The 20,030-nt window shown below is 64.5% G+C and carries 8 protein-coding genes; all 8 read right to left on the reverse strand.

Features of this window, described 5'->3' with window-relative positions; translation table 11 throughout:
• Positions 1 to 89: 89 nt before the first annotated feature.
• Entirely contained in the window at positions 90 to 1,391 is a 1,302-nt protein-coding gene (locus GD628_RS10925) for a DUF1972 domain-containing protein (RefSeq protein ID WP_152274743.1), read from the reverse strand.
• 54 nt (positions 1,392 to 1,445) lie between these two features.
• Positions 1,446 to 6,935, reverse strand: coding sequence for a PKD domain-containing protein (locus tag GD628_RS10930; protein ID WP_193313253.1), 5,490 nt, complete (start codon positions 6,933 to 6,935; stop codon positions 1,446 to 1,448).
• Positions 6,928 to 8,217 carry a hypothetical protein gene (locus GD628_RS16515; protein ID WP_176697622.1) on the reverse strand — a complete coding sequence of 430 codons (1,290 nt, stop codon included), beginning with the start codon at positions 8,215 to 8,217 and terminating at the stop codon, positions 6,928 to 6,930. The genes GD628_RS10930 and GD628_RS16515 overlap by 8 nt, the downstream gene beginning before the upstream one ends.
• Entirely contained in the window at positions 8,214 to 8,909 is a 696-nt protein-coding gene (locus tag GD628_RS10935) for a flagellar basal body L-ring protein FlgH (protein ID WP_141653684.1), read from the reverse strand. The genes GD628_RS16515 and GD628_RS10935 overlap by 4 nt, the downstream gene beginning before the upstream one ends.
• Positions 8,910 to 9,107: 198 nt before the next feature.
• Positions 9,108 to 10,853 (reverse strand): sugar transferase, encoded by a 1,746-nt coding sequence (locus GD628_RS10940; protein WP_091606646.1) that lies wholly within the window; start codon positions 10,851 to 10,853, stop codon positions 9,108 to 9,110.
• Positions 10,854 to 11,452: 599 nt separating this feature from the next.
• The gene (locus GD628_RS10945; RefSeq protein WP_152274745.1) at positions 11,453 to 14,173 is read right to left on the reverse strand and encodes a helix-turn-helix transcriptional regulator; all 2,721 of its coding nucleotides are present in this window, start codon (positions 14,171 to 14,173) and stop codon (positions 11,453 to 11,455) included.
• Entirely contained in the window at positions 14,173 to 16,959 is a 2,787-nt protein-coding gene (locus GD628_RS10950; RefSeq protein WP_152274746.1) for a helix-turn-helix transcriptional regulator, read from the reverse strand. Before GD628_RS10950 ends, GD628_RS10945 begins: the two co-directional genes overlap by 1 nt.
• Positions 16,960 to 17,136: 177 nt before the next feature.
• Entirely contained in the window at positions 17,137 to 19,833 is a 2,697-nt protein-coding gene (locus tag GD628_RS10955) for a helix-turn-helix transcriptional regulator (protein WP_152274747.1), read from the reverse strand.
• Positions 19,834 to 20,030: the final 197 nt, after the last annotated feature.

Consider the following 20,030-nt stretch of genomic DNA (forward strand, 5'->3'; position numbering starts at 1 on the left):
GGTGCGCCTTTGGCGCTCTTTTGGGCAGTTGATAGTCCGTCCAGTGCTTCTCGGAAAGTTGGCTGCGCCCCAGTTCGCAGTGTCATGTACTACCTCGTTCTTGTTTGGGCGGCATGAGCCGCCGGTCGTGGTTCTGGTGCAGTGGGTGGGTGTGCGAAAGCGGGTGCTGACTCCGGCATGGCGCCGCGGAGCGTTGCCGGGCGTTCAGGACCGTGTACCTTCCACCGGGAATCCGGATTGCGCCTGGCCCGGGCGTTCCGGGTGCTGCTTCCACTGGCCAGGTCCTTGGCGAGCCGCAGGTATCCTTCGGCGACGTCGTCCCAGCGGTAGGCGGCTTGCGCCCGCTCACGGGCGGCGGCGCCCATGGCTCGTGCGAGCCCCTTATCCAGGTCCAGCTCTTCAATCAGCCCGGTCAGTTGCGCCGCGCCGTCGAAGTACCGTCCTGCATCCGGACCGAGCACCTCGCGGTTGAAGACGACGTCGTATGCAAGGACCGCGGTCCCAGATCCCATGGAGCGCAGCAGGGAAGGATTGGTTCCACCAACCGAGTGGCCATGGAGATAGGACCGGGCGTGAGAATAGAGCTGGCTCAGCAGTTCCTGGTCCCAGACCCCGCCCATCAGCCGGATGCGGTTGTCCCCTGCGGCCAGTGTTTTGATCCGTTCGGTGTACGCAGCGGCGTACGGCGCGGATCCCACGACTGCCAGGGGCAGCTGTGCCTTGCTGTTTCTGTAGCCCTCCAGGATCTGTTCAACATGGTTCTCCGGTTCGAACCGCGCCACGACCAGGTGGAAGCCGTCCGGGACCAGTCCCGCGGCGCCCAGCTTGTCTGTGGCCAGGTTGCCTTTCTCCGGTGCCCCGTAGACCAGAAGCCGGGTGTCGGCGTCGAACTCGCTGCGGTAATAGCTGGCAATACCTGCTGCATCTGCGATGAGCGCGTCCGCTCCGCGGACGGAAGCCTGTTCCGCCCAGCGGTAGTAGCTACGACCTTTGCCGCCCCATTTAGAGCGCTTCCACTCCAGCCCGTCCACGTGAACGGCCACCCCCGTTGCAGAACGACGCAGCAGCGGCAGGAACGGTGCGTTGGCAGCGTTGAACAGGAACGCCGCATCGAACTTTGGCCCGCGGAGCATGTGCATGGCTGACAGGGCCGTGTGGCTGAGCGTTTCACCGGCTTTCAGCCGGAGCGCCGGCAGATGCACCAGTTTCATGCCGAGGTGGCGGGGAGGTCGTTCGTCATCGTGTGGACGGCAGTAGACGGTGACGTCCACCCCCCGTTCCACCAGCCGGGATCCGATTTCTTCAATGGCCGTCTCAAACCCTCCGTAGTGTGCCGGCACGCCGCGTGTGCCGACCATGGCCACTCGGAGCGGGCTGTGATGGGTGCTCATATTGCTGTTCCTTCTTTCGGAGAGGCAGGTGAGTGAGGAGCGGACGAACCGGAATCAAGGGCGTGGTTGGCCGGCCCAAAGGTTGTCCGAGAACGCGGTGACCGGAGCGTTCGTAGCCGATCCGGACAGGTAGCCGCCCAGGCCGATGCGGCCGGGAGACTGCAGAGCCTCCGTGGAGTCGGTCGCCGAGAGCTGCCACTGCACCGGCTCGGTCTCACCTGTCTTCCAGACCTTGGCCCGGAGGGTTGTGGGTGAGGTGCCGGTGGCCTGGACACGGACCGTGAGCCGGTCGCCGGGACGGTAGGTCAGCCCGGTGATCGTCGTTTGCGGGACCAGGTAGGCATCGCCCCGGTTTAGGCTCACTCCCACCGTGCCGTTGGACATGTACCGGATCTTTGCCGAGTAGTTGCCCTTTCCAGCGATGTCACGCGCATAGACCGACTGGTAGACGCCGCCGCCTGTGGCTGCTTTGTCGAGTCCCAGGTCCACCTGCACTTCCGTGTCCACCGCGTTGACGCTTGACAGATACGTGGTGAGCCCGGCCCCGGCGGTGGCGAGGCGAAGGCGCCCGACTCCGTCTGACACCGTGAAATTCGCAGCCGAACCGACGAGGGTATAAGCACCGCCCTGGTCCGCGGTCAGCCAACCGCTGGTCGAAGTTCGGCCAAACGCGTCCTGGGCATAGATCCTGGGGACAGTGCTGTCGATTCGGACCTGGCCGGTCTGCTGGGCAGTAGCGCCGTCAGAATCCGTCACGGTCAAGGTCACGGTGTACGTCCCGGCACGGGGATACGTGTGCGCCGCGGTCTTGCCGGTGCCGGACGTACCGTCGCCGAACGACCACGTGTAGCCTGCCGGCGCGGCCTCCACATCCGTTGAACCGGAGGCGTCGAAGGCCACCGAAAGCTCCGAAACCACGGAGGTGAATGCAGCAACAGGCGCGGCATTGGCAACCCGAATGTTCTGGGTCACGGTTGCCGTGGCGCCGTTGGCCGCGGTGACCGTGAGCTGCACGGCGTAATCGCCGTCAACGGCGTACAACCGCGTGGGTGTTAGCCCCGTCCCGCTGGTTCCGTCCCCGAAGTTCCAGGAATAGGTGGCACCAGCTCCCGCATCCTCTGCCGAGAATCCCGCGGACCGTCCGTTGATACTGGAGGTAAACGCAGCCGCAGGCGCAGGGTTGCTGACCGAAATGGTCTGTGAGACGGAATCGGACAAGCCCCCGCTGTCCGTTACTGTCAGCGTGACGATGTATTGCCCGCCCGCGGCATAGTCGTGGACCGGGTTGCGGCCGACGCCTGTAGAGCCGTCCCCGAAGTCCCAGGCGTAGGTGGTTATTGTTCCTGTGCCGGCACTCGTCGTCGCAGCGTCGAAACTGGCCCGAAGCGCGTTGACTGACGAGGTGAATGCCGCAGTGGGCCCGGCCGGCGCCGGGGCGTGCGGACTGGCTGTGGCCGTAGTTGTGCTAGCTGCCCCGCGGTTGTCCACAACAGTCAACGTGACGAGGTAGTCTCCCGGCACCGCGTAGGTGTGCGATGGATTAACTCCGGTGCCGGTGGCTCCGTCACCGAAGTCCCAGGCATACGAGCCGATAGTCCCGTCCGGATCGGTGGAGTCTGCCGCATCAAAGACGACCGTCAGGTCCCGCACCTGGGTGGAGAAAGCTGCGGTTGGTGTCACATTGGTGCGGTCAACCTTCAGCTCGGCCTGAGCTGTGGCTTTGGCCCCCAGATTGTCCGTGACGGTCAACGTGACCGTATAGGTTCCCGGCGCCTGATAAGTGTGGCCCGAGGTGGCGCCGGTGCCGGTGGCCCCGTCCCCGAAGTCCCAGGCGTATGAGCTGATAGTTCCGTCAACGTCCCGGGAAGCTGCAGCATCAAACGTCGCATCCAGTCCTGAGGCCGAACTTTCAAACTGCGCTGTGGGAGCGGCGTTGTCCACTGTGACAGTTTCCGTGGCGGTGGCTTCACCGTCCCTGTTATCGGTTACTACCAAGCGGACGGTGTAAGCACCCGCTGCCGCGTAAGTGTGGGCTGCCGTGACTCCGGTGCCGGTGGTGCCGTCGCCAAAGTCCCATCGATAGTCCGTGACTTCTCCATCGCTGTCGGCAGAGGCTCCGGCATCAAAGCCCACTGCCAGTCCCTGGGCCGTGGCCGTGAACGATGCCTCGGGAAGGGCATTCGGCCCGCTGGTGACGATGGTTGCCGAAGCAGTGGCCTTGGCGCCGGCGTCGTCGGTAACGGTGAGGGTGACGACGTACTCACCAGGTTCTGCGAAGACATGCTGGACCCGTTCTCCTTCGGCAGTAACACCGTTGCCCAAGTCCCACTGATAGGAAACGATCCGGCCGTCGGAGTCGGTGCTTCCTTCTCCGGAGAGCACCACGTTGGATCCGTCAACGGTGGAGGTGATCTTCGCAACCGGGGCTGCGTTGGCCAGCTCGCTGGCGTTGTAGTGGGCACGGATGCGTTCTTCGGTGAGGGCGGTGCCGTACACGGCTGCCTCGTCAATGGTTCCGCGGAAGAAGGGGCTCGAGGCGCCTCCCCAGGTGCGGTCGCCACCAATACGCCAGAAGCCGGTGTACGGTTCCGCTGCAGTCTGCGGGTTGGTGCCCGTCAGCACGCCGTCGACGTAAAGCTTCATTCCTGCTGCTGACTGAGTAGCCACCACGTGGTGCCACCGGTTGTTGTTGTAGGAGTCGGACGTGGTGATGGTGTTTTCGGATCCGGTGTAGGTGCCGAACGTCAGTCTTCCGTCATCGCGCATGTACACGTGGCGGTCGTAGCTACCGGACAACCCGGTATTGGAGTTGCCGAATCCGATGATTTTTCCGCCCGCCCTCGTGTCGGTCTTGAACCAGGCCTCGGTGCTGTACACCGACGGGTTGCTGGCCGAAGCTCCGGCCGCGGCGATGCCATCCGAGCCGTTGAAGGTGAAGTTCCCGCTTCCACCGACTCCACCGGAGGTGTTCCTCGTGACTCCCCCGGAAACCAGTGCGTCGTTCATGGACAAACTGGTGTCCAGGGCTGTTGTCGTGCCGCTGTCATTGAGCCGCCAAAAAATCTCAGGCGAGTCGCTGTAAACGGATTTTCCGTAGTTGTCCGTGGGGACCGCAGGGATTTTCGGGGTGCGGCCACTAGCGGTGTAATGGTCAGCCACCCGCTGTGCGGTCAGTGCGGTCGGGTAGACGGCAACCTCATCGATGTTGCCGTTGAAGCTGCTTGTGGCGGGCTGGCCGGGCCATCCACCCATGTTGTCGCCGCCGATCCGCCAGTACCCGTCGTATGCCTGTCCCTGAGTGTTGTCAGTCCTGAAGGCAGTGCGGACGCCGTCCACGTACAGAGCCATGCCGGCGGCACTCATGGTGGCGGTGACATGGTGCCATTCGCCGTCGTTGTAGGACTTGGCGGAGTTGACCGTCACCGTCCGGCCGGGGTAGGCACCAAACCAAATCCTGCCCCCGTTATCCATGTAGATCATGCGGTCGTATGAAGACGAATTGCCCGTCCTCTGGTTGCCGAAGCCCAGGATTTTTCCACCCGTGGTGGTGGTTGTCTGGAACCAGGCCTCTGCGGTGAAGGTATCCGTGCCCCGGGTGAGTGTGCGGTTTGCTATGGACGCAGTGGCGCTGCCGTCAAAGCGCGAAGCTGCGTTATTGGTGAGTGCACCCGCGGCGCCGCGGGTAATGCCGGCCCCCAGGTCGCCGTCGTCGTAGCCCACGTGGTTGTAGGCGACGGTGCCCGCCTGCTCGTCCAGGGGATAGTACAGAAGTGCGCCGTCTTCCTTGACCATTCGTGAATAGGCCGAAGGTGTGGAGTTGGATACCGTCACAGGATCGGACCGTGGGCCGATGTACTCATTTCCTGAAGGGTCCTTAACCCGGATGCGGTACGTGTGCGTGGCCCCAGGAGTGCGGCCCGTATCGGTAAAGCCCAGTGCCTGGCCCTTCCACCACACGGAGCGCGCGTCGACTGACCCTATGGCCGTGAGGCTGTTGTCCCGTAGGACTTCGTAGGTGAGGACAGCGTCGTCGTAGTCCCAGGTGTTGGGCCACGCCACACGGACATTGCCTGCGCTTGTGGAGAGGGGTGAAGGCTTGAGCGCCGTCGAGTAGACCGGCGCCACCTTGTTGGGGGCGATGGACCTCTTGGCGAAGACAGCGAGTCCCTGCTGGGCTTTGCCGTTCACCGTGGTGAACTCGCCGCCCTCGACCAGGTAATCCTCGTTGTTGTCCAGCGCCCACCCGCCCTGGTACTGGCCGGTGAAGAAGCCGGTGTTGATCGAGGGGTACCAGTGCAGCAGCGAGGGTACCGGCTGTCCGGAGTACTTGCTGTTGCTGCCCGGCGGTGCCTGGTCCGTGCCGGTGGCATAAATGGTTTCCGCCAGGCTCCTACGCCAGGTTTGTGGACTTGTTTCCGGGAATTCCCCCAGGGACGAGCAGTCATGCGCGTGCGAAACGCTGTAAAGCACTTCACCCATGACGGCTACGTCCGTGGAGGCCCCGTAGCAGTTGTCCAGCCAAACCAGGTCTCCGGTCCAGAAGTTCGCGGCAAAGCGGCCGTCGAACCAGTGACCGCCCATGCCGTTGGCCGACGCGTAGATGACGCCGTCCTTCTCAATCATCTGCGTTACCCAGGACGTGTTCTTGGTCGCGCCCTGCATCTGCGTCTGCGGGATGGGTGTGCTAATCCACGGCTGGCTGGCGCCGGATGTACCGTCCACCGCGCCGATACCGATCTTCAACGACCCGTTGAGTGTTTGGAAGCGGCCCCCCAGCACAACCCGGCTGTTGTCCGCAGACGCGATGATGCCGTGCACGATGTCGTCGGTCTGGGGCGCCCAGGGGAGCAAGGCTCCGGTGGACCGGTTGAAGGCAGCGGCGTTGCTGCGTGGCTGGTTACCGGCCTGCGTAAAGGATCCGCCCACGTAGAGTGTGGTTGCGGTGGTGTAGACGGTTTGGACGCTGCCGGCGATGCTGACGCTGAAGGGCTGGAGCGCTCCCGATGATGCGTCAAAGATCGCCAGCTTGCTGCGCGGCTGACCCCCCACCGTAGTGAAACTGCCGCCAACAATGACCTGGGAGTTGTCCGGGCTCATTTCCACCTCCAATGCCTGCGCATTGAGGTTCGGATTCCAGGGAAGGATTTTCCCGGTGGAGATTTCGAAAGCCATAGCGTTATTGCGTACGACTTCCCCGGCACCCCCCGCAGCAACGCCCGACGGACGCGCCCGGGTAAAGCTGCCCACGGCGTAGGCCACGTTGCCATTGACCGCGGTACTCCAGACAACGCCGTTGATCTGCGGAGTGGTGAGAAGGTCGGCGCTGAGTGTCTCGGGAAGCTCCCGCTCCGGGGACCCCTCCTGTAGACCGGCGTCAGTGACTCCCGGCTGCACAACCGTCGCCGGAGCGGGGGCGGCTTGGGCCGGAGGCACCACGAGGCCCGTCAGCAGTGACGCCGACCCCAGGACTGCCAGAATTTTGACGAACTTTTTCCTGCCGGCTTCTTCCCCCCGAAAAGACTCCGCCGATTTTCCCTTACGCATTCTTTTCCAGCTTTCTTTCAAGCGGCGTGCTGACGATAGTGTTTTTTGTTTCTGTGGTTCGCAGCGGGACCAAGAGGATTTGCCGGATGGCAACCCCTCCCAATGCCGCCCCGAAGGCTGCAGCCAAAGGAGCGAGAGCAGCATTTGCGGTGAAATGTACGACGAGGACGACGGCGCCCAGGGACACCACCGTGTCGGCGGATCGGATGAGGAAGATCCGCGATGGACTGGATCTGACTGCGGCTAGGACCCCGTACGGGGTGGCGGCCGAAACCGCCGCAGTGTAGGCCAGCCAGCCGGCCACCGCGGTCAGTTCAGGCAGGCTGCCGAGCAGGAGCGGCCCGGCAACTGGCAAAGCCGCCAAAGCCACCGCGGTACAAACCGCTGTCATGCACAACAGGGCCAGCACACCGCGGTCCGCCCGACGGAGCAACTGGCCGAGGGGAACTGTGCGGGCACGGGCAAAGGACGCAAAAAGGTATGAGGAAATGCCTCCCACCACAAGCATCGCGGGCGCAGCGTACACCCGCGCCAGCTCCAGTGCCCCGCTGGCCTCGAAGGCAACCAGCAGCACCACTGCACTCCGCAGGGCGGTCAGCAGGGCCGGTCGGAGAGCCTGCTGTGCCGCGCGCCAGCTGCCATAGGCTGCGACTGTTCGCCACTGCGCGCCCCGCAGGCTGACCAGGACCCGTTCGACGACGGGAAGCGCTACGACTCCGGCGACCGCGCCGGCGGCCTGGCCGACGGCGATGGCAGCCAGGAATGATGTCACGGTCAGCTCCGTCCGCTCTCCCAGCACCAGCAGGAGAAGCAGGGCCGCTGCTATGACTGTCAGATCCATCAGCACGATTCGTTGGAAGAGCAGGCAGGCCATATGCACGCGCCGCACCACGTCCTCGATCAAGTAGGCGGCAATGGCCAGACCCAGCAGGAAAGCCTGCATAGGGTCGACCAGGCCCAGGGCCCATACCACCAGCGGGACGGCGACGGCACACCCTGCAGACAACAGGAACAGCCACACCTGCAGCCCCGCGCGAACCGCGTTCGACTGGCGGTTCAGCACCGTCAGTGAATCACCGACGAATCCGCTGGTAGTTGCTGCCGAGAGGACAAGCAGTCCATAGAGCACGCTCAACAGGCCAAGGCTGCCCAGGTCCAGTGAGCGGGCGGCGACAGCGAGAATCAGAAAACTGCCGAGGGCCTGGCTGGCCTGGGCCCCCACGGCCCCGACCATGGCGCCATAACGGGTGGCGCGGTGGGAAAGGACGGCCCTGCGGGTCACGGCAAGTCACCACTGAACACCAAAGGCGCGTGGGAACCGTTCAGATCGATATACAGAACGGGGTCCGTGGCACCAGCCGGCAATTGAAAGGCGTACTCGGCCTCAGTTACCGCCCCCGGTTCCAACTTTCCGGTCAGGTCGAATGCCTCAACGCCCCTGTATAGGGGCGCTGCCGACACTCGGTCTTCGCCGTAGGTCAGTGTCGGTACGACGGCGGTCAAGTCCAGGGTGTCGGAGGAGCCATTGCGCACGGAGACCGTAAACACGATGTATTCGGCTCCTGCCACCACGCCGATTCCTTCTTCGTCGACAGTCCCCCGCCGAATGTTCGATGTTGCCGCGACAACTCCGTCCTCGTAGACGGCCTCCCCGTCGAAGGAGGAGGGCTCCACCAGCACCGGATTCGCGGCGGCATCACTGCGAAGAACCGCGGGGGCACCATCGGCAGACTGTGCGTTCTCCGGCTCGAATGCGGGCCCGCCCACTGGTCCAGAACTCTCGTCCGGTTCAGGTGTAGGCCGCGGATCCGCAGTGAGGGCTTGTGCGGAGGCCGCGGGTCCGGGCGCCTGCACGGCGTCGGTGGAATTGCCGGAACAGCCCGCCAGCAGCAGCGCGGTTATGCCCACCAGCACTCCCCGATACTTGCGGAGGTTATGGCCGGGATGTGCCCCTGCCGTTGTTCTATTGCCCATAACGAGGTCGCTTATCTTTTGAAATAACTGATGTGTAGAAGTTGGAGAAACGTATCTTTCCCGGGGCGATCAGCGCTTGAGTACCGCCTACTGCCTTATCTGTTTCCGACTCCGCACCGCCGCGGTGAATCACTTGGTTTTGGATTCGATTTACTTGTGTCCTGGATTCAGGAGACGGCTGGCCTCCGCAGGACGGCTCTAATAGGCGCCAGATGGACGGAACATCTGCGCCACGGTCCGCCAGAGGATAATGATGTCGCCGGCGAGGGACCAGTTCTCCACGTAGTAGAGGTCCAGCCGCACTCCGTCTTTCCAGTTAAGTTCGGACCGGCCGTTGGTCTGCCACATACCGGTGAGTCCGGGCTTGATGTAGAGGCGGCGATGGACCCGATCGCCGTACTGCGCCACCTCACGCGGCAGCGGAGGCCTGGGACCAACCAGGGACATGTGTCCCAGGAAGATATTCCAGAGCTGGGGCAGCTCGTCCAGGGAGTACCTGCGCATCCAGCGGCCGACGTCGGTTACGCGAGGATCGTGCTGCATTTTGAAGAGCAGTCCTGCACCTTCGTTACGATCCAGCAGACCGGCGAGGTCGTCTTCCGCGGTCTGAACCATGGACCGGAATTTGAGCATTTCAAAGACTTCCCCGCCGCGACCCACCCGTTCCTGGCGGAACAGGATGGGACCGGGGCTGTCACGGCGAACCAGCAGGGCGAGTACGAGGAACACGGGGGTCAAGGCCAGGAGCGCGAGTCCGGACAGGACCACATCCAACGCGCGTTTGAGCAGGTGTTTTCCTCCTGCATACTGCGGCAGCTCAACGTGCATGAGCGGCAGGCCTTCAACCGGTCGGGAATGGATGCGGGGTCCGGCGACGTTGGTCAGGCCAGTCGTCAGGATCAGCTGGACCGCCGATTCCTCGAGTTTCCAGCCCAGCTCCTGGACGTAACCACTGCCGCCCTTGGTAGGGCCGGCGACGATGACGGCGTCGGCACCATGGGTGGTGACTGCATCAACTACGTGCTCGGCATCCGACACCACCGGCAGGCTGACCCCGTCCACGTCCAGGCTGGAGCGTGGCTTGCCGCTGACCGCCACGCCCACCACCTTGTAGGCCGCGCCCGCCTTGGCTGCGATCTGGTGAACGACGTAGCGCACGTCCTTAGGACGACCGAGCACCACCACGCGGGAGAGAAACCTTCCGCGTTGGCGTTGCCTCTTAAGCCACTGGCGCACCGTCCAGCGCGAGCAGATGAGGCCGACTGTTCCTGCTGGGAGCACAAACGCGAAATAGCCCCGTGCGACGTCGAACTGCAGGACGAAGGAAACAAACACCATTCCGGCGGTCACGGCAAACGCTGCGTTGACTAGCCGCTTATATTCGTCTGTTCCCATTCCCGTGATTCGGGGATCCCGGCTTCGGTACGCGTGCAGCGCCAGCATCCAGCCCGCCCCAAGCAACATGGAGAAAACCCAGTAGGTGGTGGCCAGGTTGCCTACGCGGAGTTCGGCTGCCTGGGTACCAAACCTGGCCACGGTTCCGGCCAGCAGAGCCAGAGCAACAACCAGGGCGTCAGTGAGGATGAGAATCCGTTCATAGCGGCGGTTCCAAAACGCTGCAGTGCTCCTCGGAACACGTGATGCGCTGGGGGAACGCGTAATGAATGGCGGGAAGACAAAGGGCTGTGTCGGCAGCGCTGCAGATGCTGCCCCGGCGGTTTCTGCCGTGCCGGCCGAAGTGGCGGGGGCTGCCGCGGGTGAGAACGCATACTGGGCCTGCAGTGTGCTGCCGGAGGCCTGCGCCTGGAAAAGTGCCTCGCCGCCTCCGTGCCTCGGGGACTGAGTATGACGCCGGATTCCGGGAGGCGCCGGGGCCTGTTCGGCAACACGTCTTGCTTCCCCCTCCAGGACCTTGCCCGGCAGCCGATGTGTATTTGCGCTCATAGAGAGTCCGTCATCCTTCGTAGCTCGCCTTCCAACGGCCACTAACCTAGGATCACGGGAGTCCACCGGCACGAGTACCCGGTACTCGCCTCACTGGACCAATCTCGCTCCCATGGATGCACCTACTCGCACGGCTACCCGCTTAAGATTCGGCACCTCATTAATCCCGCGGCGAAACCCCGGAGACTGCTGGTCAGGGCGGAATGGACGCGGTTTCAGAAGGGAGAAAACGCCACCCGGGTCCGTGGAAGACAGGACAGCGAAGAGGGGGAGCCGGCGACGGCTGGGGGGAAGTCTGGGTCTCAGCAGACTTCGACGCCGCCGGCTCCGCTTCGGGAGGCCCGCGCACACACGAGGTGCGGTCCTGACGGTCAGTGGAGAGCACCTGCGCTTAGCAGAACCAGGGTTGATGTGCCTGGCTCTTGACCTTCGCAGCTCCGCCGTACTGACAACCCCAGTCAACGGCAGGATTGTCCCCGCCACACCAGTAGTTCGCACTTCAAAAAGCGTGCGGGTCACTTAATCCGCATGTTTCCGTACCCTACGGACCGCGGCTTCTACTTGTGCCCATAGCTGGCAAGACCGGGCCGCAATGGCGGTTACGGCACCGCTGCAGCCTTGGGCTCTGCCTCGAGCGCCCGGTATACGGCTTCCAGCTCGGTTCTCTTGCTGATACCCAGCTTCACGTAGATACGGTAGACATGGCCTTCCACAGTGCGCTGCGACAACGTGAACTTCGTGGCAATGTCCTTGGACCCGGCACCTTCGAGCAGAAGCTCGACGATTTCGTGCTCGCGCCTGGTCAGCCTGACCTGGTGCACGCTCGGGCTGAGGTATGCGACGGTGACCCCTGCGAGTTCTTCCCGTCGCCGCCTCAGCTGCTGGATCAGAGCCCGCTGGCGGCGCAGGTTGTTGTGGGCACCGTAGTAGCGAATGGCATGGCCCATGCACTCGACAGCAACCAGGTACTTCCTGCGGCGCACTGCCTCGTCCGCTGCAGCGACCATCCGTTCGGGATTGTCTGCCGCGACAGCGGCAGCATATGCGTGAAGGGCCGCAGCTTCACCGCCTTCGAAAAAGCCGGTAAGGTCCATGAGGCGTTTTGACTGCTTCAGGTCACCGACGGCGAGCGCCAATTCCAGGATGTCCTTCTCAGCTGCGAACTGTCCCAAAGCACGAGCCTCCTCAGCCAGCGACCGTACCTGCGCCGGTGGTGGTTCCTCACTGCTCTGGGGAGCCAGCGCTGCCGCCGCAAACGCACGGGCTGCCAGTTGAAGCCCCTTCGGTCCCGAGTAACCTAACCCCCTCAGCTCAGCCGCGAACCTAGCCGCCGGGGAATCGTCATCCACAACAACTGCGGCATACCCTGCAACGGACATCGCATACGGCAGCAGCCTCTCCGGGTCCTTGGATCGAAGGGCGCCGATAGCCGGCTTCAACCGGCGAAGGCCTTTACGGAACCGGCCCTGGTGAATCTCCAGGGCACCTTCAAGCACGCCGATACTGCCGCCGTAAGCCAGCAGGCTGGCGGGTTCCGCCCTCAGCTGTCCGGCGAGCAGTTCTTCAAGTTCCGCGAAGTTTCCGCCGTGCAGCAACGCGAAGGCACGACGGACCCACACGGCTGCCCGTACTCCGCTTTGTGAATTGGGGTCAAGCTCGAGTTCCCTCTGTGCCTTGCCGGCAGCCTGCAGGGCGTCCTGAATGGCACCGGCAGCGGTGTACGCCTCGCATACCAGGGAATAGCCCAGTGCCCGAAGCTCATGCTGCCCAGCTGTCCGTCCCGGGTTCGCGGTGTCCGCATGCAGCAGGTCCCGGGTAGTGGCTTGGCTTTCTCCCGGAACCAGCAGGTCTCCGTCGGCTATCCGCGCCCAAAGAGCCAGAACGCTCTGTCCCGCCGCAACCCAATCGGTACGCGGGCTTCCGTGGTCCTGAAGCAGGGACTCCCGCTCAGCCCATTTCCGAGCCAGGTTGCGGAGCCGCTTGCCCGCAGATTCCGAACAGGCGGCAAGCTGCGCCGAAGCGAGTACTGCAAGGTCCAGGGTCTCTGCGTCCGCGGCTGCCGCAAGTGCGTCTTCCAGCCCCGCCCTGGCGTCAGCTATGTTTCCAAGCATCAGCTGGGCAACTGCCGCCTCGATGCGCGACCTTCCTCCCAGAGGACCGGGCTGGACCGCCTGGGCGAGACGGAGGGCCAGTTCGCTGTCGCCGTCGGCGTTTGCCGTCCTAGCCGCTTGCAGGAGGTCCGTATCTTTGGGCGCTTCCCCGCAGTCCAGTGCCCACGCGGCGTGGAGAGTATCCCGGTAAGGCCCGCCCGCGGGCCCACCGGAATGCATGAGCTGCCGGCGGATTTCCATACTGCGCACCGGCGGCACCAGGGAGCGGATGGCATGGGTATGGAGTGGCTGGGCGAGCTGAAGCTGGTCGGCAGCTTCCGGAACCGGAGCGAGGTATCCATCGTCGATCAGTGCCTGCACGGACGCCGGATCCCCAAAGGCCGTCAGGATGGGACGGGGAATGGCCGTGGCCAGCGCGACTGCCTCCAGTACCGCGCGCTCCGCATCTGTCCGGCTCATGAGGAGCCGCTTGGCAAGGTCTTGGACCGTAGGCTCCAGCCCTGGGGAGAGGGCGCGGAGGTACCAGGAGCCGTTGCTCTCAAGCAGTTCGCCGCGCCTGCGTGCGCCTTCCAGAAGTGCCTTCGCGTACAGCGGGTTTCCACCCGATACCCGTGCCAGCACCCCACTGGAGGCCCGTAACACCGTGCCGCCCAGTTCCCGAACGCACAGGCGGTGGATCGCTTGCTGGGTCAGCGGTTGGAGGTCCAGCCGTGACAGCAGGCCGTCCCGTGCCAGGGAAAGGAGCTCCTGGAGGTTCGTGCTGCGGGCACGGGAGAGGACCAGCAGGCGCAGTTCCCCTGACATCGCCAGCTGGACCAGTACGTGGCTCGACGCTTCGTCCAGATGGTGGGCGTCCTCCACCACGAGCAGTGCCGGGGCGTCCCCGGCCTCTGCGCGAACACGGAAGAACCGGCGGATGTTCCGGAGGACCATCAGCGGGGAGTCCATGTCTCCAGCCAGTGCCCGTTCCATGAACGGTGTCAGTGCTCCATAGGGAATACGGGCCAGCACCGGGCTGCTGTGGATCCGGTACGGCGTTACGATTCCTTCGAGCCGGCGCAGTACTTCCTCGGCGAGTGCGCTCTTGCCCATCCCTTCCGGAGCCATGACAATCGCCCCCCTGAGCATTGGATCCAGGAGATGGTTCGAAACCTGTTCAGCTTCGGCACTGCGCAGCATCTCCGGTGCAGCTGACGCTTGGTGGTTCATCACCGAACCCCCTGTACTGCGTTCGGCCGGATGCTGCTGTCCGCATGGCCGGCGGTTAGCAGTTTTGCCAATTCCCTTCGGCTGCCCACGTGGAGCTTCGAGTAGATCTGGTAAAGGTGCCCTTCAACGGTGCGCACCGAAATCGAGAGTTCGGTTGCGATCATCTTGTTACTGGTTCCGGCCGCTGCCTGTCTGGCGATCACCCGCTCCCGCCCAGTGAGGCCGCGCAGGCAGTCCTCGATTTCGGCGTCGTTCTCCGATTCTCCGGACTGGAGCCGCCGTGTGCGATGGATGAACCGCACCGTTGCGCGGTCCCCTGCTCCGGCGGCGATTTGCAGGGCACGTTCCCCGGTCTCACGGGACAGCAATTCGTGTCCTAGGGCCGCAGCGGCGTCGGCTGCCAGCAGCAGCAGCTGTGGGTCGCAGCTTGCTGCACCCTTCGCGTAGTCCTCGCACAGCCGGGCGAAGCGTCCCTGCAGACCGGATGCTGTGTCGAGCAGCTGCTGCGCCTGGGACAGGTCCCCCAGCCGGACGGCGCCGAGCAGGCTCAGCACGGCGTACGCCCCGGCGCCGCGTTCCTCATCCTTGGCTGCCATTTCGCTCAGCGCTTCGGCCGAATCGACTGAGCCCAGCACGTTCCCGGCAAGGACGGCGAAGTGTGCTGCGGTGCGCTGCAGCGCCCACGAAGGCGTGGCAGGAACTGAACCGGCAGTGCGAAGATGCTCTTCTGCCCTTTGATTCTGGCCCTGCAGCGCAGCAGCATATGCGGCGACGGCGCTGACCGTGTGGAGGAGGCCTCCGGGATCAGAGATTGCAAGCTGGCGGGCGGCCGGGAGCAATCGCGCGGTAGCAGCGGCTCCGCGGCCTGCGAAGGCATGCAGGACACCTTCGCAGATTTCGTGGAGTGTTCCGCCGAAGCTACCGGCGCCTTCCTTTCCCGTTGCTCGGGCAAGGAACTCGGCAGCAGAGTCGAGGGCGCCGGAAATCATCAGGACGTGGAGTATTCTGGCCTGCGCCCGGGACGCTTCCCGGGCATCCAGATCCGGCTCTTGGGCATCTGACAACAAGGGCCAGAGCGCCGCGGCGAGTTCAAGAGCATCGGACTGACGGTCCGTCATGCCCCAGGCAACGCAGAGCCACGAACCCACCAGGGCCCTGAATCCCCTGCCGTTTTCATCCCCTCGGGCATAGACCCCGGAGAGGAAATCGGCCGCCTGCCCGTACTCGCCGTGCTGTGTCAGGCACCGGGCCCGCGCCAGGATGAGTTCCCGTTCCAGCTGGGCAGACTCGCCGCGAGCGAGTCCGTCGGCGGCGAGCACGGCAAGGACCTGTTCGGCTTCCTCAAGGCGGGTACTGTGCGCTTTGGACGATGAGCCGGCCTCGAACTGCTGCTCCGCCATCGCGCGGCAGCCGGCTTCGGCTTCGACAATGAGCAGGCGCACGGTCTCGGGAGAACGGACACCTGACGCACCGAAGGCACGGTGCCGGGTGACGACGTCGGATGTGCCGGCCGCATCTCCTCCTGCCAGTACCGCTCGGGCCAGCTCAAGCACAGCCGCCGGCGAAGACAGATGGTTTGGATCTGCTGCGATGAACGCCGCGGCTGACAACGGATCACCTTCCGCGTTCGCAGCCCGGGCGGCTGCGAGCGCGAGCTCCGCCGGTACTTTGGCACCCGAGGAGAGCAGCCACCGTGCTGCGTGTACCGGACATGAAACCACCGGATCCGGCGGAAGCTTCTCTAACAGTTCCCGTCGCCGGCCGGGATCAATCCGCCCCCGCAGAACCATCCCGAGGCCGGGATCAACCAGCGAAAGCGCCGGAACTGTCCTGTGCTCCAGCTGCAACAGCCCCGCCTCCTGAAGGGCATCTACTTGTCGGCTGTCCACCCGCTCCAGGACCTGGCTGAGCGGCAGTGCACCGGCGAGAGCGAGCACGTCCAGCAGCTCGCGCTGGCCGTCAAGGAGCCCCGCCAGCTTCGTGCCCATCGCGGAAGCGAGCCGAGGGAAAGCGCACTGCCGAGCCCGGTCCAACACCCAGACACCGTCCCAAGAACGGACCCGGCCGCTTTCGCGGTAGTCCTCGGCGGCGGCGAGCAGCAGGCTGGGATTGCCGCCGCTGATCCCGGTCAGTTCTTCCGCAGCGGCCCGGCTTACCGGTCCGCGAAGTTCCGATTCCAGGAGATGGGAACATTCAGGGGGAAGCAGCGGCTCAAGATCCAGACGGGCAAGGAGGCCCTCGCGCCAAAGCCCCATGAACTCGGCCGGCGCGGCGCTGAAATCCCGGAAGGCTGCGAACATGTGGGCTGACCGGTTCGCCACCATCTGGCTGAGCACCATGGCAGAGAACTCGTCGAGCTCTTCCGCATTGTCAACTGCCAGGATGACCTGCCGTCCCTGCGCCCGTTCACGGATCAGCTCGGTCAGACCCCGCAGTATCAGCACCGGGTGCGAAGCGGATTCCGGATCGAGCTCGGAGAGCAGGAAAGTCAGGGCACCGAAAGCAGTCCTGCCGGCAAATGCTGAACCGCGGACGTTGACCGTGTAGGCATCCTGCCCGTACAGCGCCAGTACATGCCGCATGAGGGCGCTCTTACCGCTGCCGGCTTCCCCAATGATCAGGGACCCGGAAGCAGTCGAATCCGGGGTCAGGCACCCGGCCATGGCCTGGACAAGGGCGGTCCGGCCCAGGAAGGGCGAATCGTGTCCTTGCCGGATGGGAGCGGGCACGCCACCGGCGGTACGCGCCACAAGTGAGTAGGCGTCTGACGAATGATGCTTCTCCACTGCGAGACCTCTTCCTAGCAAACCGTCTGTGCCCGCGGCAGCAGGCGTTCAACACACTAGGTAGGAGGTGGGGAACCAGCCTGAGTAGCAACCACCAGTAATCATCAGCACCTACTCGGGTTACACCAGTGTGATTTGGGATCGCTACTTGGTTCGCCCGCTTCAACGGCACATGCGCTACTTGGAGTACTGTCCCGGTTCCCCCTTCCGGCTGTCTTTCCCGTCACCGAGCAGGCGCCTAAGCTCAGCGCGTCCAGAGACGTGCAGTTTTAGGAAGATCCGGCCGAGGTGCCAGTCCACGGTCCTCGGCGATAGGTGAAGTGCACTTCCCAGCCGGGCACTGCTTGCTCCGGAAGCAGCCCGGCGTGCCAGGTCCCGCTCAAAATCCGACAGCTTCTTCAAACGGCTTTCCAGGCTGTTGGCGTCAGCCAGCATGCGGTAGCACTCGTTCGCCACCATCCGGGCCTGCCGGCTCAGCTCCCGCCGGCTGGCGTGTTCAGCAGCTTCCCGCGCAGCGACGGCAGCCCGGTATCCGTGCAGGTAGAACCCCCGGTCCAAAAAAGCACCGGCGGCATCATACAGATCCTGCGGCGAATTTCCGACGAGGCCGTCGCCGAGTGCCTGCCACATCCGGACGGACTCGCCCTCGCCGGTAGCCGCCGTAGTTTGCAGCATCGCAGCGGACGATGTGTCGCCGGAGAGTGCGGCGGCCGAGAGGCACAGAATCGCCGCCGGATAATTACCCCGGCGGGCCGCCCGTCGACCCGCTGTCGCAAGCTCAGCGCCTGGCTGTCCTTCGGCACTAAAGCGAAGGGCGGCGGCCCGCTGGAAATAACGGGTTGCAGTCAGCACATGCGATGCGGGTGCAGCCTTGAAACCCGGGACCGCGGCGAGGCACTCGGCCATCCGGTCCCAGTCCCCCCGCTCCGCGTGGCAGTAGCCCATGGCCGCGAGTGCCAGCGGCAGCAACCCGCCCCTGTCCTCCACCTCCAGCTGCCGGCATGCCGGAACGAGGCATTCCAGGGCCGCATCGGTTCTGCCGCACAAAGCATGGATCACTCCCGCCGGCAGCTCCGACCATGCGCTCAGATGGGTTTCCAGGTAACGGACTTTTCCGGCCTGGTCCAGCAGCGCAAGTGCCTGCAGCGGCTCAGCGCACAGGATGTAAGTGCACAGGATCCCGTTCACGGTCTCGGCCCCGACGGTGAGTGGCAGTCCGCGGGCGTGTTTTAAGTTCTCCCAGAGCTCCGCGGCCTCCAGCAGGGCTTCCCCCGCCCTGCCCTCCAATGCCAGGAGCTGGCAGCGGCTGGCCCTCGCCGGCAGCAGCACAACGGCGGGAACTGTCCAGTCCAGGCAGAGCGCCCCGAGTTCTGCCGGCGCCAACGCCGGGTCCGACTCGAGCGCGGCGAGTGCGGCCCGTGCAGCAGTCACTTGCTGCTGTGATTGGGTCCGCAGTGGTTCCGGCAGGGACTGCGCAGCAGTCTCCGCGCGGGCCAGTGCTGCCTGCGGCGACAGCCGCGGTGAGGACACCCTCCGTGCCACCATGGCCAGCTCCAGTAGCGCCGGTACAGCGTTTGCGGAATCGCCAGAATCCAGGAGCTGCTCCAGCTCTGCTGCGGCTTGTTTCAACTCCTGGAGGGCGTGCAGTGCACGCGCGCGTTCGAGTCGGAGCCGTGGATGCGTTCCAGAAGCCTGAACGGCGCCGGCTATCCGCAGCGCGCCGGCTGGGTCTGCCTCCCTGTTCGCCGATGCACAGGCACGGGCTGCCAGCTCGGCGCTGATGGGACTACCTGCGTCCGCAGCCCACAAAGCGTATGCCTTGGCCGCTGCGTCCGGCCAGGTCTCGGGATCCAACCCTGCTGACTGCAGCTCCTGCCAGAGTTCGAAGAAGTGGCCCATGGGTACCCGCTCAGCAACCAGCTGAGTGTAGAGCGGGTTGAGGAGATATACCGATCCTTCGCCGTGGCTTACAGTCAGCACGCCCCGTTCTTCGAGCGCTTCAACGGATAGGGCATCTGCCACGTCCAGCAGGGCGCGCAGCGGCATCCCGGGACACAGCGACACGAAGTCCACGATTCGCTGCTCGCAGATGTCCAACTCCTGATACCACGCTTCAATCCAGTCCGAAATCTCGCCTCGGAAAGTCAGCGGACCCTCGAGGGTCCAAATTCCGCTGCGTTCCTTCAGCCGCCCGCCGTCCATCTGGTCACGGCACAGCAATGAGGTAAACAGCGGGTTTCCCCGTGCCTGGCGCCACAAGGCATGTGCCGCCAAGGCAGACAGTTTGCCGCCGGTAATCCCTTCAATGAGCGCTAATGAAGCTGCGGAATCCAGCGGCCCCAAGTCGATCCTGCGAATCATTCCCTCGGACCACAGCCGCACCAGTTCCTCACCGCAGCGCAGCAGATCCGGTGTAGTGGCGAGCAGTGCGGCCGAGGTCTGACGCGTCAGCTGGACCAATGCGGTCTGGCTCAGCGCATCGAGCTCATGGACGTTATCTACGAGCAGCAGGGTCCGCCGCCCGCTGGCCTGTGCCGCCAGGTGTTCCTTGAGCGCACGCAGGACGTGCCCCGGATTTTCAAGAGATGTCTCCGGCATTTCGCTGAGCACCCAGGCCAGCGCCCCGTAGGCCGTTCCGGCAGAGACCCTGCTGCCCCGCACGTGCACTACGTGAAAGTCCTGCCGGGCCGCTCGGGCTGCAGCATTGGCCAGTGTTGTCTTGCCAATTCCCTCCGGGCCGACAATTACGGCGCCGCCGTTGGACTCGATGGCGGAGACTGCCCAGCGAAGTTCCTCCGACCGTCCGACCAGCCGGGTCTGTGCCCCGGGGTCCGCCCGGTCTCGGTATAGGGGTAGGGGTGGTGCAGAGCGCATGGGATTCCCGCCTCAAGGTATTGAGCCTGGAACCGAGCGTAAAGAGAGGCAGTCCCTCCGCCAACACGTAGTCGTTACTGGCTTTGGACCACTTGCCGCCGGCTGCCGGGCACACCGAACACCGCGACTACTTGGGGACGGAGAGTACCTACCCGTCCCGCGGGTGCAGCTACCGGACGGGGTGTGCACGCCGGATA

The sequence above is a fragment of the Arthrobacter koreensis genome, from assembly GCF_009193255.1.
GTDB classification, from domain to species: Bacteria; Actinomycetota; Actinomycetes; order Actinomycetales; family Micrococcaceae; genus Arthrobacter_B; species Arthrobacter_B koreensis.